Source organism: Streptomyces sp. AA4, assembly GCF_000158875.1.
Classification (GTDB): Bacteria; Actinomycetota; Actinomycetes; order Mycobacteriales; family Pseudonocardiaceae; genus Amycolatopsis.
Window position 1 is genome coordinate 3457030 of record NZ_GG657746.1, and the last position, 25223, is coordinate 3482252.

At 72.4% G+C, this 25223-nt stretch carries 21 protein-coding genes and 1 pseudogene; 15 read left to right on the forward strand and 7 right to left on the reverse strand.

What is annotated here, in order from left to right:
* Nucleotides 1–525 precede the first annotated feature (525 nt).
* The 7 genes and pseudogenes from SSMG_RS15975 (at nt 526) to SSMG_RS16000 (ending at nt 6036) form a co-directional block, all read left to right on the forward strand.
* Entirely contained in the window at nt 526–1326 is an 801-nt protein-coding gene (locus tag SSMG_RS15975) for a universal stress protein (protein ID WP_037713823.1), read from the forward strand.
* Nucleotides 1327–1375: 49 nt separating this feature from the next.
* The gene (locus tag SSMG_RS15980) at nt 1376–1642 is read left to right on the forward strand and encodes a DUF1918 domain-containing protein (protein WP_009077477.1); all 267 of its coding nucleotides are present in this window, start codon (nt 1376–1378) and stop codon (nt 1640–1642) included.
* Nucleotides 1643–1712: 70 nt separating this feature from the next.
* Nucleotides 1713–2315 (forward strand): CBS domain-containing protein, encoded by a 603-nt coding sequence (locus SSMG_RS15985; protein WP_009077479.1) that lies wholly within the window; start codon nt 1713–1715, stop codon nt 2313–2315.
* Nucleotides 2312–3175, forward strand: coding sequence for a universal stress protein (locus tag SSMG_RS15990; protein WP_009077481.1), 864 nt, complete (start codon nt 2312–2314; stop codon nt 3173–3175). Before SSMG_RS15985 ends, SSMG_RS15990 begins: the two co-directional genes overlap by 4 nt.
* Nucleotides 3176–3644: 469 nt before the next feature.
* Nucleotides 3645–4613, forward strand: a pseudogene (locus tag SSMG_RS47660) (GAF domain-containing protein); the annotation flags it as partial.
* Between the two features lie 331 nt (nt 4614–4944).
* Nucleotides 4945–5304: a hypothetical protein gene (locus SSMG_RS42435; protein ID WP_009077485.1), complete on the forward strand. Its 360-nt coding sequence runs from the start codon at nt 4945–4947 to the stop codon at nt 5302–5304.
* 78 nt (nt 5305–5382) lie between these two features.
* Nucleotides 5383–6036 carry a response regulator transcription factor gene (locus tag SSMG_RS16000; RefSeq protein ID WP_009077487.1) on the forward strand — a complete coding sequence of 218 codons (654 nt, stop codon included), beginning with the start codon at nt 5383–5385 and terminating at the stop codon, nt 6034–6036.
* On the opposite strand, the gene SSMG_RS16005 is transcribed toward SSMG_RS16000, so the two are convergent.
* The gene (locus SSMG_RS16005) at nt 6033–7013 is read right to left on the reverse strand and encodes a nitroreductase family protein (protein WP_009077489.1); all 981 of its coding nucleotides are present in this window, start codon (nt 7011–7013) and stop codon (nt 6033–6035) included. The two genes, SSMG_RS16000 and SSMG_RS16005, sit on opposite strands and share 4 nt — an antisense overlap.
* Nucleotides 7014–7141: 128 nt before the next feature.
* Between SSMG_RS16005 and SSMG_RS16010 the strand changes: the two genes are divergently transcribed.
* From SSMG_RS16010 to SSMG_RS16025, 4 genes are all read left to right on the forward strand, one after another.
* Entirely contained in the window at nt 7142–8854 is a 1713-nt protein-coding gene (locus SSMG_RS16010) for a GAF domain-containing protein (protein WP_009077492.1), read from the forward strand.
* A 394-nt stretch (nt 8855–9248) separates the two neighbouring features.
* Nucleotides 9249–9995 carry a GAF and ANTAR domain-containing protein gene (locus tag SSMG_RS16015; protein ID WP_009077494.1) on the forward strand — a complete coding sequence of 249 codons (747 nt, stop codon included), beginning with the start codon at nt 9249–9251 and terminating at the stop codon, nt 9993–9995.
* Between the two features lie 251 nt (nt 9996–10246).
* A complete protein-coding gene (locus SSMG_RS16020; protein ID WP_009077496.1) occupies nt 10247–10645 on the forward strand; it encodes a hypothetical protein in 399 nt (132 codons plus the stop codon).
* A 640-nt stretch (nt 10646–11285) separates the two neighbouring features.
* A complete protein-coding gene (locus SSMG_RS16025) occupies nt 11286–12917 on the forward strand; it encodes a carboxylesterase/lipase family protein (RefSeq protein WP_009077498.1) in 1632 nt (543 codons plus the stop codon).
* Between the two features lie 48 nt (nt 12918–12965).
* Here SSMG_RS16025 and SSMG_RS16030 read toward each other — a convergent pair whose 3' ends face one another.
* Nucleotides 12966–13622: an SDR family oxidoreductase gene (locus SSMG_RS16030; protein WP_009077499.1), complete on the reverse strand. Its 657-nt coding sequence runs from the start codon at nt 13620–13622 to the stop codon at nt 12966–12968.
* 88 nt (nt 13623–13710) lie between these two features.
* On the opposite strand from SSMG_RS16030, the gene SSMG_RS16035 reads away from it, so the two are divergent.
* Nucleotides 13711–14079, forward strand: a complete 369-nt coding sequence (locus SSMG_RS16035; RefSeq protein ID WP_086024979.1) for a helix-turn-helix domain-containing protein — start codon at nt 13711–13713, stop codon at nt 14077–14079.
* A 99-nt stretch (nt 14080–14178) separates the two neighbouring features.
* On the opposite strand, the gene SSMG_RS16040 is transcribed toward SSMG_RS16035, so the two are convergent.
* Nucleotides 14179–14529 carry a hypothetical protein gene (locus SSMG_RS16040; protein WP_037713827.1) on the reverse strand — a complete coding sequence of 117 codons (351 nt, stop codon included), beginning with the start codon at nt 14527–14529 and terminating at the stop codon, nt 14179–14181.
* 14 nt (nt 14530–14543) lie between these two features.
* On the reverse strand, nt 14544–15044 hold the full coding sequence (locus tag SSMG_RS16045) for a TetR/AcrR family transcriptional regulator (RefSeq protein WP_037713830.1): 501 nt from the start codon (nt 15042–15044) through the stop codon (nt 14544–14546).
* A 169-nt stretch (nt 15045–15213) separates the two neighbouring features.
* On the opposite strand from SSMG_RS16045, the gene SSMG_RS16050 reads away from it, so the two are divergent.
* Together SSMG_RS16050 and ligA are read left to right on the forward strand one after the other, a co-directional pair.
* Entirely contained in the window at nt 15214–15723 is a 510-nt protein-coding gene (locus SSMG_RS16050) for a hypothetical protein (RefSeq protein WP_037713832.1), read from the forward strand.
* A gap of 129 nt (nt 15724–15852) precedes the next feature.
* A complete protein-coding gene (gene ligA, locus SSMG_RS16055; RefSeq protein WP_009077508.1) occupies nt 15853–17844 on the forward strand; it encodes an NAD-dependent DNA ligase LigA in 1992 nt (663 codons plus the stop codon).
* A 1185-nt stretch (nt 17845–19029) separates the two neighbouring features.
* Here the strand turns inward: ligA and SSMG_RS16060 are convergent.
* Nucleotides 19030–19977: a ketopantoate reductase family protein gene (locus SSMG_RS16060; RefSeq protein ID WP_009077509.1), complete on the reverse strand. Its 948-nt coding sequence runs from the start codon at nt 19975–19977 to the stop codon at nt 19030–19032.
* Between the two features lie 263 nt (nt 19978–20240).
* Between SSMG_RS16060 and SSMG_RS16065 the strand changes: the two genes are divergently transcribed.
* Nucleotides 20241–20627, forward strand: a complete 387-nt coding sequence (locus tag SSMG_RS16065; RefSeq protein ID WP_037713835.1) for a hypothetical protein — start codon at nt 20241–20243, stop codon at nt 20625–20627.
* 222 nt (nt 20628–20849) lie between these two features.
* Here SSMG_RS16065 and SSMG_RS16070 read toward each other — a convergent pair whose 3' ends face one another.
* Nucleotides 20850–22616: an ABC transporter ATP-binding protein gene (locus SSMG_RS16070; protein WP_286156959.1), complete on the reverse strand. Its 1767-nt coding sequence runs from the start codon at nt 22614–22616 to the stop codon at nt 20850–20852.
* A 478-nt stretch (nt 22617–23094) separates the two neighbouring features.
* Nucleotides 23095–24747, reverse strand: coding sequence for an ABC transporter ATP-binding protein (locus tag SSMG_RS16075; protein ID WP_009077514.1), 1653 nt, complete (start codon nt 24745–24747; stop codon nt 23095–23097).
* Nucleotides 24748–25223: the final 476 nt, after the last annotated feature.

Genomic DNA, 25223 nt, shown 5'->3' on the forward strand with positions numbered 1-25223 from the left:
TCGCGGGGGCTCGGGCGCGCGGCCCGTTGGCGGGCGGTCTGCTGGGGTCGACCGGGTACTGGCTGCTCGCGCACGCGGCCTGCCCCGTTGCGGTGGCCCGCTGACTTGAGTCCTTTGTGGACTTGGAAGTTCCGGAGCGGCCTGCCCGGCCGGTGACTTTCGGCCCTCGGCTTGGGGCAGTCCGGCCGCGTCGCGACGGCGGGCGGGTGCGGTTTCCCAGAGGGGCGACGCCGTTCGCGGACGGCCGACAACGTCCACAGTGGACGGCATGCCGGGCGCGAGGATCAGGTCATGCGGAGTGCCGCCGTCGACGGAGCATCGGCCCGCGCGAAGTCCGTGAGGGGAACCCTGACGGAATCAGAGTCCCTGAGGGTTCCCCTCACGAACCTCCGCACCCCCGCGGCGGAATCGTCGGAGATGCGCTTTCGTCCCTCCGGGAAAGGACTTCGGCCCCTGCCGAACCGCCCCCGGGCAGGCCACCGTGGACCCTGCCGCCGGGACCGGCGGCGGGAAGGGGAGGCGAGGGTGCCCGGGAAGAAACCCGACCGCGCGGTGCTCGTCGGGGTGGACGAGTCGGAGGCCTCGCTGGCAGCGGTCCGCTGGGCGGCCGCGGAAGCGCGGCGCCGCGGCTGCCGCCTGCAGCTGTTCCAGGCCGGCACCTCCGACCAGCACGCGCGAGAGCGGTTCGCCCGCGCGCACCGATGGCTGAGCCGTGCGGCGCAGGTCGCCGAGGAGGCCGCGCCGGGGGTGGTGACGGTGCCGGTGCTGCGGACCGGGCTCGCGGTCGACTTGCTGGTCGAGAGGTCGCGGTCGGTGTCGCTGGCGGTGCTGGGTTCGCACGGGCTCGGCGGGCTGCGCGGGGCGGCGATCGGGTCGGTCGCGTTGCGGGTGGCGGCGGGGGCGTACTGCCCGGTGGTGATCGTGCGCGGGCGCGCGGCGCCGGGAGGGGCGGTCGTGGTCGGGGTGGCGGCCGACGAGCGCGTCGGGGGATTCGCCTTCGAGGCCGCGGCGAACCGGCGCGTGCCGCTGGTCGCGGTGCGGGCCTGGCGGTCCGACCGGCCGGGGCGGGCCGCGGAGGAGGACCGGTTGCTCCGCGAGTGCCTCGCCGCCTGGGCGGACAAGTATCCGGAGGTCGCGGTGCGGGTCCGGGCGGTGCGGGAGCGTTCGGCGGGACAGGCGTTGATGGCCGTCGAGGGCGCGCAGTTGGTCGTGATCGGCAGCCGGGGCCGCGGGCCGGGCTCCGGCGGGCGGCTCGGGTCCACCGGCAACCGGCTGCTCGCGCACTCGGCGTGCCCGGTGGCGGTCGTCCGCGGAGCGTTCCGGTGAAGAAGACGCCGCCGCGACGACCCGAAGCCCGACCCGACGAGGAGGAGCGATGCGCGCACAGCCCGGCGACTGGCTGGTGGTGAAGAGCGGACGGACGGAAGTCCCGGACCGGCACGGCCGCGTCGTCGCGACCGGGACCCCGGACGGCGGCCCGCCGTTCACCGTCCGCTGGTTCCTCGGCGGCTACGTTTCGACGATCTTCCCCGGCCCGGACGCGGTCGTGCTCACCGAGGCGCAGCGGAGAGCCGCTGCGCCGAACGGCGGAACACGCCGCCCGCGCCGCGGCACTGAGGACGTTGGTCCTCAGAGCCGGTGACTCCGGACCGGCGTGCCCGCCCGGTCCCGTCGCTTACTTTCGAGCCAGTACCAGGGAAGGGACGGGCCCGATGCGCGCACGCGATCTGATGACCTCGCCCGCGGAGACGGTGCGTCCGTGGACCTCCGCCGACGAAGCTGCCGGGATTCTCGCCGAACGCGGCTTCCCCGCGCTGCCGGTGGTCGACGACGACGGACGGCTCGTCGGCATCGTCACCGAGGCCGACCTCGGCCGAGGCCGGACGCCGGCACCGGACGGGCGGCGGCCGTACCACCCCGGCGCGCTCGAGACGACTGTCGGCGCGGTGATGACCTCGCCCGCCGCCGCGATGCCGCCCGGAGCCGACCTCGCGGACGTCTGCCGCGAACTGGTGGACGCGAAGAGCCAGGCGATGCCGATCGTCGTCGAGGGCTCGCGGGTGGTCGGCATCGTGACGCGCGGCGACGTGGTCCGCGTGCTCGCCCGCGCCGACACCGCGATCGCCGCGGACGTACGGCACCGGCTCGAGGTCTACGGCGGGACCGGACGCTGGAAAGTCGAGGTGCACGAAGGGGTCGTGCGCATCACCGACCGGTACGACGAGGAAGCCGACCGCGACGTCGCGACGCTGCTGGCGCTCGCGGTGCCGGGCGTGGTGGCGGCGGACCCGGCGGGCGACGGGACGGGCAGATGACCGGCCGGAACCGCACCGTGCTCGTCGGGATCGGCGGATGGGACGGCGCGGCCGAAGCGGTCCGGTGGGCCGCCCGGCTCGCCGCGGGCCGGGATCTCGAACTGGAACTCGTGCACTGCCTGCAGACCGCCGTGCCCGCCGGATTCGCCGGGCCCGGCCCGTTCTTCGAGGACCCGCCCGGCGACGGTCTGGCGGCGTTCTGCGACGCGTCCCCGGTCCGCAACGAGGTGTACTCCGACTCCGCACCGGACCTGCTGATCGACCGGTCCCGCGACGCCCGGATGGTCGTGCTCGGCCGCACCGGGACCGAAGGGTTCACCGGCCTGCTCGCGGGCGCGACGCTCGCGGCCGTGGTGAGCAACGCGGGCTGCCCGGTCGTGGTGGTCCGCGGGCGCCGCGGCGACGGCCCGGTCCCGCTCGACGGGCCGGTGGCGGTCGGCGTCGACACCAGCCCGAACAGCGAGGCGGCGATCGCGGCGGCGTTCGAGGAGGCCAGTGCCCGGCGGGTCCCGCTGGTCGCGGTGCACGCCTGGGCCGACGTCGTGTGCGACGTGCTCGAACGCACCGCGCGCCCGCTGCCGGAACGGGAAACCCGCCGCCAGCCGGTCGAGGAACGGCTGCTCGCGCAGCGGCTCGACGGCTGGCAGGAGAAGTACCCCGGCGTCGAGGTGCGCCGGAAACTCGTCCGCGACCGGCCGCGGCAGGTCCTGCTGGAGGAGTCGGAGCGGGCGCAGCTGATGGTCGTCGGGACCCGCGGCCGGGGCGGCTTCGCCGGGATGCTGCTGGGCTCGACCAGCCAGGCGCTGATCCACCACGCGTCGTGCCCGGTCCTCGTGGTGCGCCCGGAGGCGCGGCGCTGACCGTTCCCGCGAATATCTGGCGAAAGGACAACAAATCGGGGGAATCCGGGGAATGCCCGGGCGGGCGACCGGCAATTCCGCGCCGGTCCGTCCGATGAGCACGAGGTCCGCCGGAAGAACCATTCCGCCGCCGTTCGTTCCTGTCCGCCGGGGCAGGCCGCCGATTCCGTTCTCTCTTGCGGCGCACTGCCGGATCGCCCGTCTCGCGGGGAAGGCAAGGTCCGCGAGCGACGTTTTACCGCCCGATTTCCTTGCCGCGAGCGGGACCGGCACACCCGTTTTCCCGTGCAGCGCCGAAAACCGCGGCGGCGCCCTTTTCGCGTGCTTGACGGCCGCTCGCGCGAGCCGGAAGACTGAATTCCCAGTGGCGCGCCGCGGACGGGACGCGGGGGCCGGACGGGCAGGAGCCGGGGTGAACCAGCGGGACGCACCCGAACCAGCGAGGCTGACGTTCCCCGATCAGCCGAGGATGGAACTGGACCAGCTTCTCGGCGAGCTGGTGGAACGCGCCCAGGAGGTCATCAGCACGCAGGGCAGGCTGCGCGGGCTGCTGCGCGCGACCCAGTCCCTCACCGGAAGCCTCGCCCTGCCCGCGCTGCTGCGCCGCCTCGTGGAGTCCGCGTGCGAGCTGGTCGAAGCGCGGTACGCGGCGCTGGGCGTGATCGGGCCGGACGGGCGGCTGGCGGAATTCGTGCACACCGGGACGGACCCGGAGGCGGTCGAGCGGATCGGCAGGCTGCCCGAGGGCAAGGGCCTGCTCGGCGCGGTCGTCGAGGACTCGCGCCCGGTGCGGCTGGACCGGCTGCAGGACGATCCCCGCTCGACCGGGTTCCCCGAGGGGCATCCGCCGATGACGAGCTTCCTGGGCGTCCCGGTCCGGGTGCGCGGCGAGGTGTTCGGCGACCTCTATCTCGCCGACTCCGCGCGGGGCCGGTTCAGCGAGGAGGACGAGCAACTGGCGCTGGCGCTCGCCGCGGCGGCGGGCAGCGCGATCGAGAACGCGCGGCTGTACGAGACCGCGCGGAACCAGCAGGAATGGCTGCGCGCGTCGGCGGCGGTCACCCGGGAGCTGCTGTCGGCGGATCTCGGCGACCCGCTCGGCCGCGTCGTGGACTACGCCCGCGAGCTCGCGTCCGCCGACCTGGTCTCGGTGACCCGCCCGGCGGAACGGGAGGGCTACCTTTTCGTCGAACGCGCGGTCGGGGCGGGCGCGGAACAGCTGGCCGGCCGGGAACTGCTCACCGAGTCCACTGTGGCCGGCACGGTGTTCGCCCGCGGCGAGCCGAGGATCGGGTCGTGGCCGGACGAGCTGTCGCGGCTGTCCGTGCCGTCCGTGCTGAGCCTCAATCTCGATTCGGTGATGCTGGTTCCGCTCGCCGGGAACGGCACGGTGGCCGGGGTGCTGACCGTCTCCCGGCTGGCCGGGCGCCCGGCGTTCACCGCCGACGACCTGGAGATCGCGGCCTGGTTCGCCGACCAGGCGGCGGTCGCGCTCGAACTGGCGAAGGCGCGGGCCGAACGCGAGGACGCCGCGCTGCACGACGAGCGCGACCGGATCGCGGCGCGGCTGCACAGCGAGATCCTGAACCGGCTCTACGCCACCGGGCTTTCGCTGCAGACCACGGCCGGGCTCGCCAAATCGGCGGTCGTCGCGGCCCGGCTGCGGGAGACGATCGCCGACCTGGACGACGTGATCAACCACGTGCAGCAAACGGTTTTTCCGGCTGGACGACGTCCTGCCGCCCGCCCCGGAGCCGATCCGCGACCAGGTGCTGCGGGTCCTCGCCGAGGCGCGCGAGGAACTGGGCCTCGCGGTGTCCACGCAGCTGACCGGGAAACTCGATCCGGTGCCCTCGGACGTCGTGGTGCCGCTGCTCGCCGACGCACTGCGGCTGATCGCCCGGCACACCTCGGCCGACGCGGTGGAGGTCGAAATCCACGCGGAACCGGCGCGGACGACGGTGACCGTCCGGTACGAGGGCGACGGCGACGTCGCCGTGTCCGCCGCGGCGGGGCTGGCCGCGCTGGCGGAGCAGGCGAGCCGCCGCGGCGGGACGCTGACCGTGGCCGGCGGTTCGCGGCTGAGCTGGTCCGTGCCGGTGAAAACGCGTCCGCCGGCCGGGGATTGAGGACCGTGGGCGCCGCCGGAGCGCGGCGGCGCGCCGTACGCTCGACGCACGAACGAGCCCGACCGGGGAGAAGGACCGATGCTGCGGGTTTTCCTGGTGGACGACCACGAGGTGGTCCGGCGCGGGGTCGCCGACCTGCTGGAGGAGGACCCGGACATCGCCGTGGTCGGCCAGGCGGGCGACGTCGCGCAGGCGCTGGCCCGGATTCCGGCGCTGCGGCCGGACGTCGCGGTGCTCGACGTGCGGCTGCCCGACGGCAACGGCATCGAACTGGCCCGCGAACTGCGGTCCCTGTCGCCGGACCTGAAGTGCCTGATGCTCACCTCGTACACCGACGAACAGGCGATGCTCGACGCGGTGCTGGCCGGTGCCGCCGGGTACGTGATCAAGGACATCAAGGGCCTCGACCTGATCTCGGCGGTCCGGGACGTCGGGGCCGGGAAATCGCTGCTGGACGCGCACGCGGCGGCCGCGTTGATGACGAAACTGCGCGACAGCGCGGAAAAGCAGCGGGGACCGCTCGCGCACCTGTCCGATCAGGAACGGACGCTGCTGGCCCTGATCGGAGAGGGGCTGACGAACCGGCAGATTTCGGAGCGGATGTTCCTCGCGGAGAAAACGGTGAAAAACTACGTGTCGCGGTTGCTGACGAAGCTCGGCCTGGAACGGCGCACGCAGGCGGCGGTGCTGGCGACGGAGCTGCGCGGTCGTGCGCGTCGGCCGGGCGGTTAGACGCTGAGCGCGGACGGAGTGACGAGGACGTCTTCGAGGGCGCGGCGCGGGGTGCGCGGGACCGGTGCGCCGTAGCCGAGGCGCAAGACGATTTGCGGCCAGAGCCCGCCGCCGAGCAGGTCGCGGAGCCGGGCGCGGATCACGGGCACTTCGACCGGCTGGGAGATGAACGAGGCGTCGATGCCGCGGGCAGTGGCGGCGAGCAGGACCCGTTGCATGGCCTGTCCGGCGCGCAGCCGGTCGATCGGCTGGTCGGCGAACGTCCCGACCACGACGACCAGCGGCGCCGCGCCCGGTGCGCGCGAACCGCCGCCGTAATCGCGCAGGACCCAGGTGTCGTCCGCGGTGACGGCTCCGCCGGCGGCGAACGGCACGCCGTCGCGCCGGTCGGGCCCGCGCCCGGTCCAGCGCTGCCATTCCGACCGGAAGGCCGGGTCCTCGGTCTGGAGGCGGTGGCTTTCGCGGATCAGGTCGTTGAGCCCGCCGAGCTGGTCCTCGTCGAGCCGCGGCAGCCAGGCGTGCTCGACCTCGGCCGCGTGCCGCAGCGTTCCCAGCGCCCCGGGCGGGACGGGTTTGGCGGTGAACGGCGTGCGGTTGGTGTGCCGCAGCGGGATGGCCTCGGCCAGAGACGCGAGCTTGCGGTCGGTCGGGGCGGCGGCGCGCGGGCGCACGAGGGCGAGCAGGTCCGGGTCGCTGCGGCGGGGGAAGTAGCTGGTCGCGGGATGGACACCGGTCGAGTGGATCGCGGTGCGCAGGTTGAACAGCGCCGCCCCGCAGGAGAGCAGCAGTTCGCGCCGGTCGGGGTCAGCGACGGGCAGGGTGCGGTCGGCGTCCGCGTGCACCTCGATGCCCGCCGGACCGCTGCTGAACAGCCAGGGCTGCGTGTTGTGCGTGGACGGCGCCAGGGTCGCGGAGCGCAGCACCGACGCCACCTGTTCGGCGCTGAGCAGGCCGGACGGCGCCACCTGAAGGGTCATCCTTCTCCCCGGGACCGCGAAACGCGGGACACTGTGTCGTGCGTAGTCGTTCGCTTCAGCATGCGTCCGCCGGACGGGGGCGCCCAGGGGCGAAAGTCATCTGTCTGAGGACGCCGAAAGCAGGTCTGATGCCGGAACCCACCCGGAAGCTGTCGGGAACCCTGTCGCAGCTGCGGCTGCGGGAGACGCTGCGCGATCTGCAGGAACGGATCGAGCTGCTCATCGGCACCCGGGACAAGATGGACGGCCTGCTGGAGGCGGTGCTGGCGGTCGCATCCGGGCTCGAACTGGACGCGACGCTGCGCCGGATCGTGCAGGCCGCGGTCGAGCTGGGGGAGGCGCATTACGGCGCGCTGGGCGTGCTCGGCGACGACGGCGCGCTGGCGGAGTTCGTGTACCTGGGCATCGACGCGGAGACGCGGAAGCGGATCGGGCATCTTCCGGAGGGGCACGGCCTGCTGGGGCTGGTGATCGACGACGCGAAACCGTTGCGGCTGACGGAAATCTCGGCGCATCCGGCGTCGGTCGGGTTCCCGGCGAACCATCCGCCGATGCATTCGTTCCTCGGCGTGCCGGTGCGGGTCCGCGAGGAGGTGTTCGGGAATCTCTACCTCACCGAGAAAAAGGACGGGGCGGAGTTCACCGACGACGACGAGGTGATCGTGCAGGCGCTGGCCGCCGCGGCCGGGATCGCGATCGAGAACGCGCACCTGTATGAGCAGACCCGGTTGCGGCAGCGTTGGCTGGGCGCGACGAGCGAGGTGACCACGGAGCTGCTGGGCGGCACCGACCCGGTGGACGCGCTCGAGCTGATCGCGGGCCGCGCGCTGGAACTGACCGGTTCGGACGTCACGCTCCTCGCGCTGCCGGGAACGGGCAGGCTCGACGTCGACGAGGACTGGTACGCCGATTCCGCCGAGCTGACCGTGACCGTGTGCGCGGGCGGCGACGTACGCGATTTGACCGGGTTGCGGATGCCCGTCGACGGGTCCGTGCCGGGCGCGGTCTACCGCGACCGGACCCCGCGCCGGATGGCCGAACTGGCGCTGCTGCCGGATCGCGGCCGCGGTCCGGCGCTGGTGGTGCCGTTGCGCGCGGGCGACCACACCTCGGGAGTGCTGATCGCGTTGCGGGAACCGGGATCCGCGTTGTTCGAGACGGCGCAGCTGCCGGTGCTGGCGTCGTTCGCGGACCAGGCGGCGCTGGCGTTGCAGCTGGCCTCGCAGCAGCGGGCGGCGCGGGAGCGGGACGTGCTGTCCGACCGCGACCGGATCGCCCGGGATTTGCACGATCACGTGATCCAGCGGCTGTTCGCGGTGGGACTGGCGATGCAGAGCACGCAGCGGCGGGCGAAGACGCCGGAGCTGCAGCGGCGGCTGCAGGAGAGCATCGACCAGATGCACGAGATCGTCCGCGAGATCCGCACCGCGATCTTCGACCTGCACGGCGGCGCGGCGGGGGAGGCCCGGCTGCGGAACCGGCTGCACGACGCGATCGCGGAACTGACCGACGACGCCCCGCTGCACCCCGCGGTCAGCATGGCCGGCCCGCTCGACGCGGTGCCCGCCCAGTTGGCCGAACACGTGGAAGCCGTCGTGCGGGAAGCGGTCAGCAACGCGGTCCGGCACGCCGGGGCGTCGGCGCTGTCGGTTTCCGTCGCGGTCCGGGACGAAGTGGTGCGGATTTCGGTGACCGACGACGGGACCGGGCTGCCGGAGGAGGTTTCGCCGAGCGGGCTGGGGAATCTGCGGGAGCGGGCGGAGTCGGCGGGCGGGGAGTTCGTGCTGGGGTCCGGGCCGGGCGGCGGGGTGCGGGTGGAGTGGTCGGCGCCGTTGCGCTGAGGCTGGTCCGGCGTGGATTACGGGACGGAGAGCCATCCCGTCGGCGGGCGTCAACCGTCCACTGTGGACCTTTCCATTGCTGACGCTGTCGTGCTGCCCGGTCGGCGAGAAGGTGGAGGCGGATGCGGCGACGGGACGTCCATCGAGGGTTCGGCGGATTCGGAGGCATATTCATCTTTCCGCCGCGCGGGCCGCTCTCTGGACGAACGCGTTGCTCCTCGTGATTACCGCGGCCCTCGCCGGGGAACCCGGCGGCGGTGTGCCCCAGGCGACCGGAACCGGGCGGGAGTCCAGCGCAAAAGGCACGGGCCCGGCTGTGGGCGCATCCGAGAAGCAGTCATGGGCGGAAACGAGGCGCGCGTGCGAACGCCGCCGGGAAGAAAGCGAGGTGCTGATGAGCGACGGGTTCGCTGGCGCGGTCACGTCATCCAGCGAAAACCAGCTGCTGCGCGCGTTCGTGGAGATGGCCGACTCCCTGGCCGACGACTACGACGCCGCGGATGTGCTGCACCGGCTCGCGAAATACTGCGTCACCCTGCTCGGCGCCTCGGCAGCCGGGCTGCTGCTCGTGGATCAGCGCGGCGGCCTGGAGGCGGCCGCGGCGTCGGACAAGACTGGCTGGACGCTGCTGGAGCTGCCGGACGGGCCGGGTCCGGAGGCCTGCCGCTGCGGCGAATCGGTGTGCGTCGAGGACATCGCCGCGGCGGCGGTGCGCTGGCCGCAGTTCGCGCGACAGGCAGCCGAGGCGGGATTCCGGTCTGCGTACGCCCTTCCGTTGCGGTTGCGCGGGGAGGTGATCGGCGCGCTGACCCTCTTCGGACAGGGCCCGGTCCCGGTGAGCGGGCCCGCGCTGGACGTCGCCCGCGCGCTGGCGGACGTCGCGACCATCGGGATCCTGCAGGAACGCGCGATCCGGCGCGGCGAGCTGCTCAGCCAGCAGCTGCAGCAGGCGCTCAACAGCCGGGTCGTCATCGAACAGGCGAAGGGCGTGCTGGCGCAGGCCGGCGGGCTGGACATGGACCTGGCGTTCGACCGGCTGCGCGCCTACAGCCGCGCGCACAACGAACGGCTCAGCGCGGTGGCGGAGACGGTCGTGCGCGGCGAACTGAGACCGGAACAGGTTCTCGGCCGCGCGAGCTGAGCGCCGCGCGTCACCCGCCGCGGCCGGGAAACCACCCGGAATGACCGTAACGGCCTCGCTCCGTGCATCGGACCCCTGGTGCGGCGGGGCGCGGACAGCCCGGACGGACGTCTTGGCAAGGCCGCGGGCCCGCCGTTAATGTGGATTTCCCGGGAGGGGTCCTCCTGGGGAAGTGCAGATGCCGCGCGCCCCGGCCCCTGGCTTTCTGACATCTGCGACACGGAACCCGTGCCGACCGTCCGGAGTGCCTGATGTCGCTTCCGTCCCCCGAGGTGGTTTTCCGCGCCCGGCGCCGGAAATCGTGCGAGCGCTGCGGCGAGCCGATCCCTCCCGGGAAACTGCAGACCGCGCTCGTCCCCGATTCCTCGCGCGCCGACCCCGCCGATTTCGCCGGCCACGGCCAGCGGCTCGTCTACGCGTGCGGCGACGAGCACATGGCCCAGCTGGTCGAGCAGGCCCGGCGCGACTGGGTCGACGAACAGTGGTGGTTCGGCCTGCTGTGCCAGGCGAGCCGGACCGCGCGGCAGGCGTCGCTGCCCGAACTCGCCCGCCAAGCCCGCCTGTCCGACGGCCAGCTCGACGCGGCGCTGAAGTGGAACAGGGACAGTGAGCACCCGCTGCGACGGCTTCCGGGCGGGCAACCCTGCTGACTGCCCGGCGGCCTGCCTTCGCCGCAGCAGCGGAGGTTCGTGAGGGGAACCCTGAGGGACTCTGAGTCCGTGAGGGTTCCCCTCACGGACCTCTCGAGCGCCCATCTCGGGCCATCCCGCCGCCGCCCCGCCCGCGTCCCTTCCCCCTTTCCCCGCGGATTCCGTATCGCTCGCCGGAAAGCACGCGCCGCATTCGCCGAAAGTGCTCGCTCCAGCCCGCCGCGGCCGGTCCGGCGAGGTGGAGCCGGCTCCCTGCGCGCCCCAGCCCCGCCCGCGTCCCGTCCGCATTTCCCCGCGGATTCCGCAACCCTTGCCGGAAAGCACGCGCCGCATTCGCCGCTCCGGCCCGCCGCGGCCGGTCCGGCGAGGCGGATCCGGATCCCTGACAAAGACCATTCTGCCCGGGAAATTGACAGTTCCCGCGCGACCGAACGGAGGTTGTGCCTTTTCCCGCCGAGCCCAGACTGGAATGCGGCGGGAACGCGCCCTCCGTGCCGTTCTCGTTGCGGTGGCGGGGAAACGGCCACCGGTGAGGTCGAGCCCCTGCCGGAAGGACGCCTGTTCGGTGCGCGGATGCCGCTCGTCGGGTCCCGCGCCCGCCGTCGCGCTCTCCCGGCGAGGCGGGAGCGAAGGAGGACGGATGAGACTTGACGGGAAGGCAGGCGTCGCGCTGGCGGCGGTCGCGCTGGTCGCGACGTCGCTGGCCGGTTCGGCGTCCGTGGCGGGCGGCCGGGCCGAGGCCGCGCCGCCGCCGGCTCCGGCGTGTTCGCCGGGCACGACCGTGGCGACCGACGACGGCCCGGTGTGCGGGATCGCCGGTCCGGACGTCCGGTCGTGGGAAGGGATCCGGTTCGGCGCGCCGCCGGTCGGCGACCTGCGCTGGGCGCCGCCGCGGCGTCCGGCGAAGTGGACCGAGCCGTTCCCCGCGACCGCGCCCGGCAACGCGTGCCCGCAGCTGGCCGGTCTCGGCCCGGGATCGGAGACGGAGGACTGCCTGAACCTGAACGTCCGCGTGCCCGCCCACCCCGGGCACGGGAAGCTGCCGGTCATGGTGCAGCTGCACGGCGGCGGATTCCTCATTCTGCAGGCGCAGAACGCGAGCCGGCTGGTGACCGAGGGCCGCGTGATCAGCGTCGAGGTCAACTACCGGCTCGGGATTTTCGGGTTCCTGGCGCACGAGGCGTTCGGCGAGCACGCGGGCGACTACGGGCTGCAGGACCAGCAGGCCGCGCTGCGCTGGGTGCAGCGCAACATCGCGAAATTTGGCGGAGACCCGCACAATGTCACGATTTACGGGGCGTCCGCGGGCGGGTCGAGCGTCTGCGACCACACGGTTTCGCCGACCGCAGCGGGACTGTTCCAGCGCGGCATCGCCCAGAACGGCGAGTACAACTCGTTGCTGGGCACGGACATCCAGTGGCAGCCGCAGGACTGCAAGGCGGATCTGCCCGACGAGGAACAGGCCCAGCAGGCCGGGGCGCGGTTCGCCAAAGCGCTGGGCTGCCAGTCCGACGCCGGGGCGTGCTTGCGCAAGGTGCCCGTCGCGACCCTGCTGAAGCAGGCGGGCAACGGGATGAAACCGGACAGCGGCACGATCGCGCCGATCGTGAACGGGACGACGCTGCCGATGTCGCCGGGGGAGGCGTTCGCCAAGGGGCGGGTCAACAAGGTCGCGCTGATGCACGGCGTGGCCCGCGACGAGGTCCAGCTGCCGTCCGCCTCGACGCCGGAGGACTACCGGAAAATGGTGGCGCAGCAGTACGGCGAGCACGCCAAGGAAGTCAGCGAAAGCTATCCGCTGAAACGGTTCCCGAATCCGGCCCCGTTCCTCGCTTTCCGGACGATCGTGGCCGATTCCAATTCGGTCTGCCCCGCGCTGCTGAACGACGAACGGCTCTCGCGGCACATTCCGGTTTATGCCTACGAAATGGACGACACCGACGTGCCGCCCGCGTTCTTCCTCGACCCGACCAAACCGAACGGCGCGTACCACGTCGCCGAGGGGATGCTGCTGACCCCGCCGCCGGGAGTTCAGCTCAACCCCAACCAGAAGGTGCTCTCCGACCAGCTGGTGGCGCAGTGGACCGGATTCGCGCGCACCGGCAGCCCCACGGTGGACGGCACGCCCCAGTGGGATCCCTTCACCGAGCGCAACCCGGTCGTCATGTCCCTCAACGCGGCGGGGGACAGCCAGCTCACCACCGAGATCCCGCGGCAGCACCGGTGCAACGGGCTTTGGAACCCGCTGTCCCCGTTCGTCCAGCATCGGTGAAAACCCGGTGCCGGCGGGGTTTTCTCCCGGCCGGCACCGGATTCGCGGTCAGGGGCGGCCGCCTTCGAGGTGGATGGTTTCGCCGGTGAGGAATTCGGCCTGCAGCATCCACAGCACCGTGTCGGTCACGTCGGCGACCGTGCCGGTGCGGCCGACGAGGGTGCGCTGCGCGGCGTTCGCGAGGAAATCCGGTTTGGCGTCGCCCTTGCCGTCCCAGACGCCGGAGTCGATGATCCCCGGCGACAGCGCGTTGACCCGGACCGGCGCGAGTTCGGCGGCGAGGTGCTGCGCGGCGAAGGCGGCTGCCCCGTTGGTCACACCGGTCACGACGTTTCCGCGAGCCGGACGCCAGCCGACCTGTCCGGAGAACAGCAGCAGCGACCGCCGGATCGTGAAGTGTTTCGCGAGCAGCAGGGGCCCGATGACTTTGGCGGTGAACGCGTCGACGGTCTTGTCCCGGTCGAGTTCGCGGATCGGCGCCGCGTGGGGCGCCGCCGCCGTGTTGATCAGGTGGTCGACCGGTCCGAGTCCCGCTGCCGCGGCCGCGATCGTCGCCTCGTCGCGCAGGTCGATCTGCAGCCCGCCCGGCCGATGGGACGCGACGTGCACCTTCGCGCCCTCCTCGGCCGCGGCTTCGGCGATCGCCGTGCCCAGATGCCGTCCGCCCAGCACCAGCACGGTTTGTCCGGCCAGCCGGTTGCCCATGGTCCTTCTCCGTTCCGTCGGTTCGCCCGTGGCCGACGTAGGCTATGGAAAAGTAACCAGGTACTTCAACGTAACCGACCCCGGAGGAATCGCCGTGGCCTACAACGTCATGTCCGCCCGCTGCCCGTCCCGGGTGGTCCTGCACCGGATCGGGGCGAGGTGGACGGTCTTCGTGGTCAACGCGCTGGAGGACGGGCCGCTGCGCTTCACCGCGCTGGCGGAGCGGATCGAGGGCGTCACCCCGAAGGTGCTGACCGAAACGCTGCGCGCGATGGAGGAGGACGGGCTGCTCGCCCGCGTCGAGTACGCGGAACAGCCGCCCCGCGTCGAATACGGGCTCACCGATCTCGGCCGGTCGCTGCTGGTGCCGTTGCGCGCCGTCCGCGAATGGGCGGAAAGCCATGTCCCGGAAATCCTCGAGGCTCGCGAACGCGCTCAGGCCGCGCGGGAGAACTGACTCCGCTCTTGCGGGCAGGCCGTGCCCAGGTGCTCCGGCCCGCGGCCGGGTGTCCGTTGTGGACACCCGGCCGGCCGTCGCTCGTGCGGAGAACCTCTGTCAGCGCAAGGCTTTCTCGATCAGCGCGACAGTCTCGCGAGGATCGTCGACCTGAACGACCAGCCGGGCGTAACGCTCGTCGGCGAGTTCGATGACGACGGCCTTCGACGCGTCCTTGACGTCCCAGAACACCTTCTCCCCGTCGAGATGGAACGTGCCCGCCGTGATCACCCCGGGCACGTGGGCGCCCGGCGCGCGGATCCCCTTCGGTTCGGCGGCGATGCCGGGGTCGGCGGTCGCGCCGCGGACGTTCGCCAGCGGGATGGTCAAGCTGCTCTTCAGCGCCCAGAGCTTGTCGAGACCTTCGATGACGACAACGAGATCGTCGCCGTCGATGCGAACCAGTGCCATGTTTGTTTTCCTTGTCAGTCAAGCGGATCGAGACGGTGGGTCAGCGCGGTGCGCGCCTCGCCGGGGTCGCCGCGCAGTCGAAGCCCCAACGCGGCGGCGGTGAGAGCGGCGGCCAGAGCGGGGGAGACGCCGAGCGCGTCGGCGATCGCCTGGTCGAGCGCGGTCAACGCCGCGGACACCTCGGCGCCCACCTCCTCGTCGGACGGTGCCCGTTCGACCGCGGCGAGCACCAGCAGCCCGAGGTCGGCCGAAGTGACGAGCCGCAGCGCGGTCTCGGCGTCGTTCGCCGCGGCGAGCGCTTCGGTCAAGGGCTGGACGTCGTCGGCGACGTGGCGGCGCAAGGCGGCCAGGTAGAGACCGCGCTTGCTGCCGAACGTCTTGTACAGACTGTTCCGGTGCACCCCGAGGTGGGTCACGAGGTCGTCCACTGAGACCCCGTCGTAGGCCCGCCCGCCGAACAACCCCACGGCGGCCCGCACCACCTCGTCCTCGTCGAACGCCCTTCGCCTTCCCATGCCACGACAGTAGCCTTTTGAGGAACGATCAGTCAAGAACGAGCGTTCCTTAAAATCGCCGGGTCTCCGCTGTCCGGCGACCGGGGCTTGTCGGCGAAAATCCCGTCCCCCGCAGGCGTGACCTCCTGAAATCGTCCGGATGCTGACGAGGAGAGGAAGGCCGCGGAACGTGACCCTGCAGGAAAAAGCCCAGAGCCGGCTCGCCGACGATCTCGTGCCCGGGGAGCGGGTCCGCTACGCGCTGATCGCCTTCCGGCCCGGCGGGGTGCGGAACACGATGATCGCCGGTGCCGCGGGCATCGCCGGGGTCGCGGGCGCGGCAGGGATGGCGCTGGCCGCGCGGCGGGGCAAAGCAGAGGCCCCGGAAGCGCCGATCGCCATCCCCGGCCGGATCATCCTGACGCTCACGACGCACCGCCTGGCCACCTTCACCGTCGGCGGCATAATCCGGGCCGCACCGGGGAAGCTGCTGCACTCGTGGACGCTGGACCAGCTCGCCTGGGTCGCGGACCCCGTGCTGGTCCCCGGGGTGGCGCAAGCGCTGCGCTGCAGTATCGGAGTGACCGGCACGGGCGTCCTCGGCTTCGAATTTCCCCGCCTGCAAGTCCAGGAAGGCCGGACGATGATCGCCCGGCTGGCCCGGGAGCTCAGAGAACTGGGCGAGGACCCGGCTTCCTGACCGTCCTTCGCGGGTTGCTGCGGAGCAGCGGTCGTCGCGCCCCGGAGGGCGCCGCGGTTGCTCTGGAGCCGCCGCCTCGTCGGCGTCGCTGTCCGGTTTTGTCGGTGGCGCCAGGTAGCGTTCCGGGTCGTGGACGTTCGGGAACGTATTCAGGAGCTGGCCGACCAGATCGTGGCGTTGCGCGACGCGTACTACCGGGGCTCGCCGGCAGTCGCGGACGCGGAGTACGACGCGATCGAGGACGAGCTGCGCGGGTTGATCGAGGCGAGCCCCGAGCTGGCCCCGGACCCGAACCCGCTGGACCAGGTGGGCGGTCCGGCGGTGCTGCACGCGCCGATCCGGCATTCGCGGCCGATGCTGTCGCTGGAGAAGGCGACGAAACCGGAGCAGGTCGAGGCCTTCTTCGACCGGTTCCCGGGCCAGGCCGTGGTCGTGATGCCGAAGCTCGACGGCCTGTCGCTGGCCCTGGTGTACGAGGACGGCCGCCTCGCGCGGGCGGTCACCCGGGGCGACGGGACCACCGGCGACGACGTCACCATGCTGGTGCGCGCGCTGACCGACGGCGTTCCGCACCAGGTCAGCGCCCCGGGCCGGGTCGAGGTGCGCGGCGAGGCGGTGATGCTGCGTTCGACGTTCGCCGCCTACAACACCGCGCACCCGGACAAACCGCTGATCAACCCCCGCAACGCGGCGGCGGGCACCCTGCGCGCGAAAGACCCGGCCGCGGTGGCCGAGCGGCGGCTGCGTTTCTTCGCCTTCGACCTGGACACCGAGCCCGGCAGCGCGGAAACCGACCTGGGCAGCGGCCTGCTGGCGCTCGGCTTCACCGCGGCGGACATGCGCCGCTGCGCCGACGCCGCCTCCGCGCAGGCCGTGATCACCGCGATCGAGCAGCAGCGCAACGACCTGGACTACGACATCGACGGCGCCGTCCTCCGGCTCGCCGACCGTGCCGCGTACGCCGCCGCGGGCACCCGTTCGAGTTCGCCGCGCGGGGCGCTGGCCTACAAGTTCGCCGCCGAGGAGAAGACGACCGTACTGTCCGATGTGGTCTGGGACGTCGGCAAAACCGGCAAGATCGCTCCGGTCGCGTGGCTGGAGCCGGTCTTCGTGGGAGGGACCACGGTCACGCGCGCGACGCTGGCCAACCAGGAGGTCATCCGCGCCCGCGGCATCAAGATCGGCGACACCGTGCTGGTGCGCCGGGCGGGCGACGTGATCCCGTTCGTCGCCGGGGTGCTCGACGAGTCGAAACGCACCGGAGCGGAACGCGAGATCGTGCCCCCGTCGACGTGCCCGTCGTGCGAGCAGCCGCTCACCGAACAGGGCAACAGCCGGGAACTGTTCTGCACCAACGTTTCCTGCCCCGCGCAGACCGTACGGCGGCTGATCCACTGGGCGTCCCGGGCCGCCGCGGACATCGACGCGATCGGCGGCGTGTGGATCGAACGGCTGGCCGAGGCCGGGATCCTGGAGCACCCGTCGGACTTCTACCGGCTAACCAAGGAACGCCTGCTGGAATTCGACCGCATCGGCGAGGTCTCGGCGACGCGGATGATCGAGTCCATCGACGCCAGCCGCCAGGTCGGCTTGCGCCGGGCACTGATCGGGCTCGCGATCCCGATGGCGTCGGAAGGCACCGCGGCGCGCCTGTGCCGAGCCGGGTTCGCCTCTCTGGAAGCAGTGCTCGACGCGGGGGTGGACGGCCTCGTGGAGGTGGAGGACATCGGCCCGAAGGTCGCCGCCTCGCTGGTGGAACACCTCACCCGGCTGCGCCCCGAATTGGAACGCCTGCGGGAACGCGGAGTCTCCCTGGACGTCTTGGAAGAAGACCTCCCGCCGGCGGTCGTCGCGGGTGCGCCGTTGGAAGGCAAAACGGTAGTCGTCACCGGCGCGATCAGCGACCCGCGCTCGGGGGAGAAGGTGCCGCGCCCCACCTTCCAGCGCCTGTGCGAAACGGCGGGCGCGACCACCGCGTCCTCCGTCTCGGCGAGCACGGACCTGCTCATCACCGGCGCCGACGTCGGCGCGAGCAAACTCACGAAGGCCGAGAAACTCGGCGTGGAGGTCGTGGACCAGGGGGTGATCTGGGAACAGCTGATCGCGGCCGGAGTGGTCTGAGCCCGCGCCCGGTTTCCCGCGCTGCCGCGGGGAGGCGGCGGGGAGGTCTGCGACGAGGGCGCGCGGCGCGCCGGAATGGCCGAAACTCGACCACGAACGGATGAAACCATTGCGCAGCAACGGGTTTCCCGTGACCATCCCTCGTGGCGGCGTGGCGGCGTGGCGGCGTGGCGGCGTGGCGGCGTGGCGGCGTGGCGGCGTGGCGGCGTGGCGGCGTGGCGGCGTGGCGGCGTGGCGGCGTGGCGGCGTGGCGGCGTGGCGGCGTGGCGGCGTGGCGGCGTGGCGGCGTGGCGGCGTGGCGGCGTGGCGGCGTGGCGGCGTGGCGGCGTGGCGGCGTGGCGGCGTGGCGGCGTGGCGGCGTGGCGGCGTGGCGGCGTGGCGGCGTGGCGGCGTGGCGGCGTGGCGGCGTGGCGGCGTGGCGGCGTGGCGGCGTGGCGGCGTGGCGGCGTGGCGGCGTGGCGGCGTGGCGGCGTGGCGGCGTGGCGGCGTGGCGGCGTGGCGGCGTGGCGGCGTGGCGGCGTGGCGGCGTGGCGCTCAAAGCCATGCATAATCCCCGCCTCGGTCCGCGGTCTACCGAATTCGGCCCGCGCCAAGTCGTCTCCCGCAAGCAGCGGCGTGGCAGGTATCGCGTTCGGGTGAACGTCCGGCGGCGGGCTGCCTGGCGGCCGGATTCGCGCGAACGTTCCATGGCAGGCGGCGAATCCATGGCGGGCGGCGAAGTATCGGATTGGCGAATGCCCGCGGCTCGGCGTGGCAACCGGTCGAGCGATCCGCCCGACGACGACCGCCGCTAACGTGCCTCACACCGATAACCCGTCGCGCCCCGCTTCCGGCAGCCGATGTAGCCGCTCTGGAAATCACTGCGAGTGCGCACTCGCCATAGCGAGCGTGGGCCTTAGGTGGGCGTTCGTGCCAACCGTGCTGAGCCTGCTCCGCGAGGAGCACCCAGTCTGCGAGATCCGCCTCTCGGAACCGTTCGGCATCGGCGTGGCGAGCAGTCCGGTTGGCGTGAGTGTTCAGTGACCGGTGTTAGCGGCCGTGGTCGCGCGAGCGATGGGCACCCAGCGTAGCGAGCCGCCGATCCCGCGCGGACTCGGCAACCAACCCGGCTCAGGCGACCGCTGGCAACAACTTCCCCTGCCCGCCAAGCGAACCGCAGCCGCCGACAGAACCGCGCCCGGCAGCTCACTCCTTCCTGTCCAAACCGAAATACGGTTCCGCCGCCTCCAACCGCGGCACCCGGACACCCAACCGTCGAGCCTCTGCCAGCACGTCTCGGCAGATTTCGCACGGCTCGCGGGCGTCCGGGTCGGAGTGCGCCTCGAGATTCGCCCGCGCGGGAGGGAAATGAGCCAGCAACCAGCCGAGCGCCGGAGCGGTCAGCCAAGTCGGCGCCTGGAACGGCAGCAACGCGCCCCGGTGCCGCCGCAAGTCGACGCCCCGCGCTGCGAGGAGCGGCACCAATTCACGGCCAGCCAGCAGCGCCTCGCGCAAGTCGTCGCGGGACCGGGCTAGCGAACTCAACGAACCCAGCCGCACGCCCTGCGAGTGCAGGCCCGCGTCCGAGACGAAATGCACCCACAACCAGCCGCGGAAGTCAGGTCGCTCTCGGACCCGGAATCCCGCGTCGCGAAACACCTGCCGGACGGTCCGCTCGCGTTCGGTCATCGGCTCGCCGAGGGTCCCGAACACGGCGAACGGCAGCAGCATCCCGCGAAGCACCCCGTCCTCGCCGAAACCGCCGCCGCCCTGCGGGAAGCCCCAAGCGACCTGGTCAACGGGAAGATCGCCGATCGCCTCCAGCGGCTCGGACCAGATGTTGCCGAAAACCAGCACCGTGGCCTTCCCGACGCGCGGTGCGAGGAAGGCCGCCGCCTCCGCGAGCCGGTAATGCTGGACGCTCACCACAATCAGGTCGAACTCGTGCTCCGGCTCCAGCTCCTCGCGGCAACGCACCGGCCAGTTCTCGACGATCCGCCGTCCCCTCAGGCCGCGGACGTCGAGATCGACCGAATCCCCGTACTCCGCCGCCCGGCCCGGGCGGACGTAGAACTCGACCTCGTGGCCTGCCCGTTCCAAGGCCCAGCCGTACATCGCCGCGATCACGCCGCGTCCGAACATCAGGATCTTCACTGCCGCACCTCGCCGCCGGATAACTGGAGACTATCTCCACTTGTCAAAATATGGAGATGGCCTCCAGTTGTCAACGAGACCACGAGCACCGTCCTAACCGGACACTGCACGGGATCGCCGCGGCTGGCAGGCGGCCATGGACAGACCTCGCCGCGAGGCTGTCGAGAAACAGGACCCAACCCCGGAAGTTCACGCATAATCCCGCGCCGGAAGCATCGGCGAAGTACGATTCCGCCGGAACCGACCATCCTGGGGGAAACGCCGTGAAACGCATCGCCATCGGTCTCGTCCTGTCCGCGGCCGTCGCGCTCGGCGGCGCGGGGGCCGCGAACGCCGCGGGCTACCCGACGTCCGACTTCGGCGGCGGCATCAGCGGCGGCCGCACCGGCGGAACGCTGACCTGGTACAACCGCGCGGTCGGCGTCACCGGATTCGTCCGCGACGACCCGACGGCGGGCAGCACCACGGTCACCTTCGAATTCCGGCAGGCGGGCACCCTGTTCGACGTCCAGACCCGCACCGTCTCCGACGACCAGAAAACCTTCGGCTGGACCGAACCCGGCCCGTCCGGCGGGATCAGCAAGGTCGACATCTACCTCGGCCGCAACGGAAGCAAGATCCTCATCGCCTCGGTGCCGCGCAAGGTCTGAGCCTCGGTTCCGTGCGTCTCGGGGAACGCGATCGAGAGCACTGCATCTCCAGCGAGTTGTTCGACCCCGCGTCGAATCCGACCCAACGGCGGGATCCTCCCGGGGGCCGAATCACTCAGCGACGTCGAGGCCCGCGCAGGCCCGCCGTCGGAAGAGCCGAACGGTCATGAGCACCGGTGGCCAGAACGCAGCGCCCCACGGCGGTCCGATTCCACGTAGCGATCAGCTGGCTTCAAGCCGCGAGCGCTCCGGCAGCCAAGCCCGCATCATCTCGGCGTACCGCGGTGCCGTCGCGAGGAGTTCGTCGTGGCGGCCCAGCAGGGTCTCCTGTCCGTCCATCAGCAGCACGCGGTGCGCCCGGACCGCGGACGACAGGCGGTGGGCGATCACTATCAGGGTTCCTCCGCGGGCGGCGAAGGCGCGTTCCGCGTGGACCTCCGCGGCAGGGTCCAAAGTGGACGTCGCCTCGTCCAGGACGACGACTCCGGCGGGCGCGGCGTAGGCCCTCGCCAGCGCGAGGAGCTGGGCCTCTCCGGCGGAAAGGCCCTCCGCACCGGGGCCGAGTTCCGCGTCCAGGCCGCCTAAGCGGGCCAGCAGCGGGGCGGCGCCGACGGCTTCGGCGGCTGCGGCCAGGCGGCGGTCGGAGGCTTCGGGGTGGAACAGCGACAGGTTTTCGCGCACGGTCCCGGCGAAGAGGTAGGCCTGTTGCGGCACCAGCACCAGATGCCGGGGCCTGTCGGCCAGTTCGCTGGCTCGTACGCCGCCCAGCCGGACCTCGCCGTGCTGCGGTTCCAGCAAGCCGGTGAGCAGGCCGGCGAGGGTCGATTTCCCGATCCCGCTCGGGCCGACCACGGCCAGGTGCTCGCCCGGGCGCAGGTCGAGGTTCAGGCCGCGGACCACCGGTTCCGGTGCGGCGCCCCAACGGAACGTCAGGTCGCGCACGACGAGCCCGAGTCCGGCTGGGCTTTCGGTCGCCAGGCGGCGTTCGGGCGGGGCGGTGGTTTCGGCGAGCCGGCGCAGCGCGACGAGCAAGCGGAGGACGACCGTCGACGCGGTGGCGGCCAGACCGCGCAGTGCTGGCTGCAAGGTGGTGGCCAGGTAGACGAGTGCGCCCAGCGCGGCCCCGGCGGTCAGTTCGCCGCGGGCGACCATCGACGGCGCCAGGGCGAGCGTGAGCACCAGCGGGACGAAGCCGCCGAGCGCCACGAGCACCGACCGCAGCGCCGCCGACCTCGCGACGCGCACCGCGGCCTCAGCTTGCCGGTCCACGGCGTGGTCGGCGGTCAGGGCGGCGACCGGTTCGGCTCCACAGGCGACGACGTCGCGCATCCCGGCGAAAATCGAGCCGGTGGCGGCCGCGGTGCCCTCGTCGGCGAGCGTGAGTGCGCGTTGCCGCCGCGCGAGGGAGGGGAGCAGTGCGGCGAACCCGGCCAGCGCGAGGACCACCGGCACTACGACCGGCACCGTCAGCGGCCCCGCGACGCTCACCAGCCCGGCGATCGCCGCCGCGGTCGTGACGATCATGCCGCGCGCCTGGACCAGGAGCCCGCCGGTAGCGTCGCGCACGACCTCGACGTGCTGGGTGATCCGCGCGACGCCGCGCGCGTCCGGACCGCCCCGCGGCGGTGCGGGATCATGCAGCACCCCGCGCACGACGGCGGTCACCAGCGCGTCGCGCAGGGGCTCGACGACCTTGCCCAATTGCCGCCACACCAGCCGGGAGCCGAACGCGCCCGCGAGCGCGGCGAGGCCGAACACGCCGAGCCACCCGAGGCCGACGCCGGGCTTTCCGGCGGCGAACCCGCTGTTGACGGCCAGTTCGACGAGCCGTCCGGAGAAGAACGCGGGCAGTCCTTCGAGGACGGAACAGGCCAGGAGAACCAGCCCGCCGCGCCATTGCCCGGCGAGAGCGTTCCGGTAGAGGCGGCCGACGGTCATGGTCGCGGGTGCGGTGGTGTGTCGCCGGGTGAGTTGGTGTCGGGTGTTCACGTTTCCTCCGTGAACGCGGCGCGGTGTCCCGGCAGTTGCCACGTGTGCGGCCCGAACGCCCGGACTTGGCCCGCTGCCAGCCCCACCAGATCCGCTCGTGCGGCCACTGCGGCCCGGCGCGTCGCGGGTGCTGTCGTTTGTCGCCGTGCGGGCTGGTGCCCGGTGTTCATGCGTGCGGCTGCCCTGGCCTGGCGCGCTGCCAGCCATGCCAACGAATCCGCTTGTGCGGCCGTCGCTGCTCGGTGTGTCACGATTGCCGGAGGTCGGCGGCCGACGGTCGTGGGTGCTGTCGGTTGTCGCCGTGCGGGCTGGTGCCCGGTGTTCATGCGTGCGGCTGCCCTGACCTGGCGCGCTGTCAGCGATGCCAGCAAATCCGCCTGTGCGGCCATCGCGACTCGGTGCGTCACGATTGCCGGAGATCGGCGGCCGACGGTCGTGGGTGCTGTCGGTTGTCCCCGGGTGGGTTGGTGCCGGGGGTTCACGTTTCCTCCGTGAAGACGGCGCGGTACCCCGGCAGTTGCCACAATCGCGCGTGCGGTCCGACTGCCCGGACCTGCCCGGCTGCCAGCCACACCACGAGATCCGCTCGTGCGGCCATCGCGGCCCGGTGCGTCACGACGACCCGAGTCCGGCGGCCGAGTTCAGCCGTCACGGCGCGTTCGGTGATGGCGTCCAGGCTGGAGGTGGCGTCGTCGAGAAGGAGCACCCGTGGGTTCCGCGCGAGGGCACGCGCGAGACCGACCCGGGCACTTTCCCCGCCGGACAACGGGGTTTCGGCAAGCGGAGTGTCGTACCCTTGCGGCAATCGGACGAGTACGTCGTGAATCCGTGCGGTCCGGCAGGCGGCATCGACCGCCGGGACGCTGGCCCACGAGCCATAAGCGACCGCATCGGCGATCGTGGCGCCGAGAAGGGCGGGCTCGGCGGCGGCGTACCCGATCACGGCTCGAAGCTCCTCCGGACGCAGCACGGCGAGGTCGCGGCCGTCGAGCAGCGCCTGCCCGGCGTCGGGGCGGCGGAGACCTGCCAGCAGACTGACCATGGTGGACTTTCCCGAGCCGGAACTCCCTACCACGGCGGCGAAACAACCGCCGGGGATGGTGAGGTTGACGTCGGCGAGTGCGCCGTGGACGGTCGCGCCGCGGAGTTCCAGGGTGCCGTTTCCTCGCAACAGACCGAGGGCGCCGCGCGGCGGAGGCTCGGTGTCGAGGACTTCGGTGATCCGGTGGGCGGCCGACCGGATGCGGGAAAGCGTGGTGAGCAACGGGATTTGCGTGACCAGGCCGAGGCCGAGCGCGACGTAGCCGAGAGCGGCGAGGACGTCCCCGGCGCTCAAGCGTCCGTCGAGGACCCCGAATCCGGCGGCGGCGAGGGTGAGGATTTCCACTGTCGGGAGCAGGAGACCGGCTCGCCACACCATCCGGGCTTGGGTGCGCCACATGCCTTGGCCGGCCAGGTTGAGCCGGGGCAACGGGCGCAGCACCCGGGCGGCTTCGGCGTCGGCGGTGCCGGACGCGGCGATCGTCCGCAGGCCGGTCACGGCGTCGAGCAGACGGGCGGACAGTTCGCCGGAAACCCGTTGGTAGGCAAGGACATCTTTGGCGGTGCCCCTCAGGTGCGAACGCGCCAGAAGCAAGGCGAAGGGGAGGCTGCCGAGGAAGACCAGCGCGAGCCGCCAGTCCAGAAGGGCCAGCAGGACTACCGCGCCGGAGGACATGAGGCCGGTCGCGATCAGCTGCACCACGACTGCCGCGATGCCGCCGGCGGCCGCGCAATCGCCGCTCACTCGGCTGACCGCGTCGCCGGGAGCGAAGGGCGAACTGGTGCCCACCGCGAGCAGCCGGTCGGTGACCTGACGGCGGAGCCAGGCGCTGGCGTTGCTGGTCAGGCGGGCGGGAAGGAGCACGCCGACGGCGTCCGCGACGATCTCCGCGGCGCCCACGACCAGCAGCCACACCACCGGACCGGTACTGCTTCGCCCGCCGAGCACCGCGTCGGTCGCCGCGGCGAGGGCGCCGGGCAGCAGCAATCCGGCAGCGGCGGAGACCAGCGACGTGACGACGACGGCGGCCAGCCGGGGACGGTCGAGGAGGGCGACCGACCTCAGCAGCCGGTCGGCGGGTCGGGCCATGTCGCTCCCCTCAGGCGGTGGTTGGTGGGCGGTGTTTGCGGTGGTGTGGCAGGTGTGGTCGGTGGTGGGGTCGTGTTGCTTCGCTCGGGCGGTGGTTGGTGGGCGGTGTTTGCGGTGGTGTGGCAGGTGTGGTTGGCGGCGGGGTCGTGTTGCTTCGCTCGGGCGGTGGTTGGTGGGCGGTGTTTGCGGTGGTGTGGCAGGTGTGGTTGGCGGCGGGGTCGTGTTGCTTCGCTCGGGCGGTGGTTGGTGAGCGTGGTGTCTGCGGCGGTGTGGCGAGCGCGGTCGGCGGTCGGGGTGGGGTCGTGCCCTCGGGCGGCGGGCGGTGCCCGCAGTGGGGTGGCGGGCGCGGTCGGCGGTCGGGCTGTATTGCTTCCCTCAGGCGGTGGTCGGCGGGAGCGGCCGTGTAGTAGGCATGGTCGGCGGGTCGGGGCGTGTCGCTCCCTCCGGTGGTGGTCGGCAGACCCGGTGATCAGCGA

What these genes read in the sequence shown, in the direction of transcription:
- SSMG_RS16000 (WP_009077487.1), top strand. Translation starts at nt 5,383, where the DNA reads ATGCTGCGGGTTTTCCTGGTGGACGACCACGAGGTGGTCCGGCGCGGG.
- SSMG_RS16040 (WP_037713827.1), bottom strand. Translation starts at nt 14,529, where the DNA reads ATGGCACTGGTTCGCATCGACGGCGACGATCTCGTTGTCGTCATCGAA.
- SSMG_RS16045 (WP_037713830.1), bottom strand. Translation starts at nt 15,044, where the DNA reads ATGGGAAGGCGAAGGGCGTTCGACGAGGACGAGGTGGTGCGGGCCGCC.
- SSMG_RS15985 (WP_009077479.1), top strand. Translation starts at nt 1,713, where the DNA reads ATGCGCGCACGCGATCTGATGACCTCGCCCGCGGAGACGGTGCGTCCG.
- SSMG_RS15990 (WP_009077481.1), top strand. Translation starts at nt 2,312, where the DNA reads ATGACCGGCCGGAACCGCACCGTGCTCGTCGGGATCGGCGGATGGGAC.
- SSMG_RS16005 (WP_009077489.1), bottom strand. Translation starts at nt 7,013, where the DNA reads ATGACCCTTCAGGTGGCGCCGTCCGGCCTGCTCAGCGCCGAACAGGTG.
- SSMG_RS16020 (WP_009077496.1), top strand. Translation starts at nt 10,247, where the DNA reads ATGTCGCTTCCGTCCCCCGAGGTGGTTTTCCGCGCCCGGCGCCGGAAA.
- SSMG_RS15980 (WP_009077477.1), top strand. Translation starts at nt 1,376, where the DNA reads ATGCGCGCACAGCCCGGCGACTGGCTGGTGGTGAAGAGCGGACGGACG.
- SSMG_RS16025 (WP_009077498.1), top strand. Translation starts at nt 11,286, where the DNA reads ATGAGACTTGACGGGAAGGCAGGCGTCGCGCTGGCGGCGGTCGCGCTG.
- SSMG_RS16075 (WP_009077514.1), bottom strand. Translation starts at nt 24,747, where the DNA reads ATGGCCCGACCCGCCGACCGGCTGCTGAGGTCGGTCGCCCTCCTCGAC.
- SSMG_RS16015 (WP_009077494.1), top strand. Translation starts at nt 9,249, where the DNA reads ATGAGCGACGGGTTCGCTGGCGCGGTCACGTCATCCAGCGAAAACCAG.
- SSMG_RS16010 (WP_009077492.1), top strand. Translation starts at nt 7,142, where the DNA reads ATGCCGGAACCCACCCGGAAGCTGTCGGGAACCCTGTCGCAGCTGCGG.
- SSMG_RS16030 (WP_009077499.1), bottom strand. Translation starts at nt 13,622, where the DNA reads ATGGGCAACCGGCTGGCCGGACAAACCGTGCTGGTGCTGGGCGGACGG.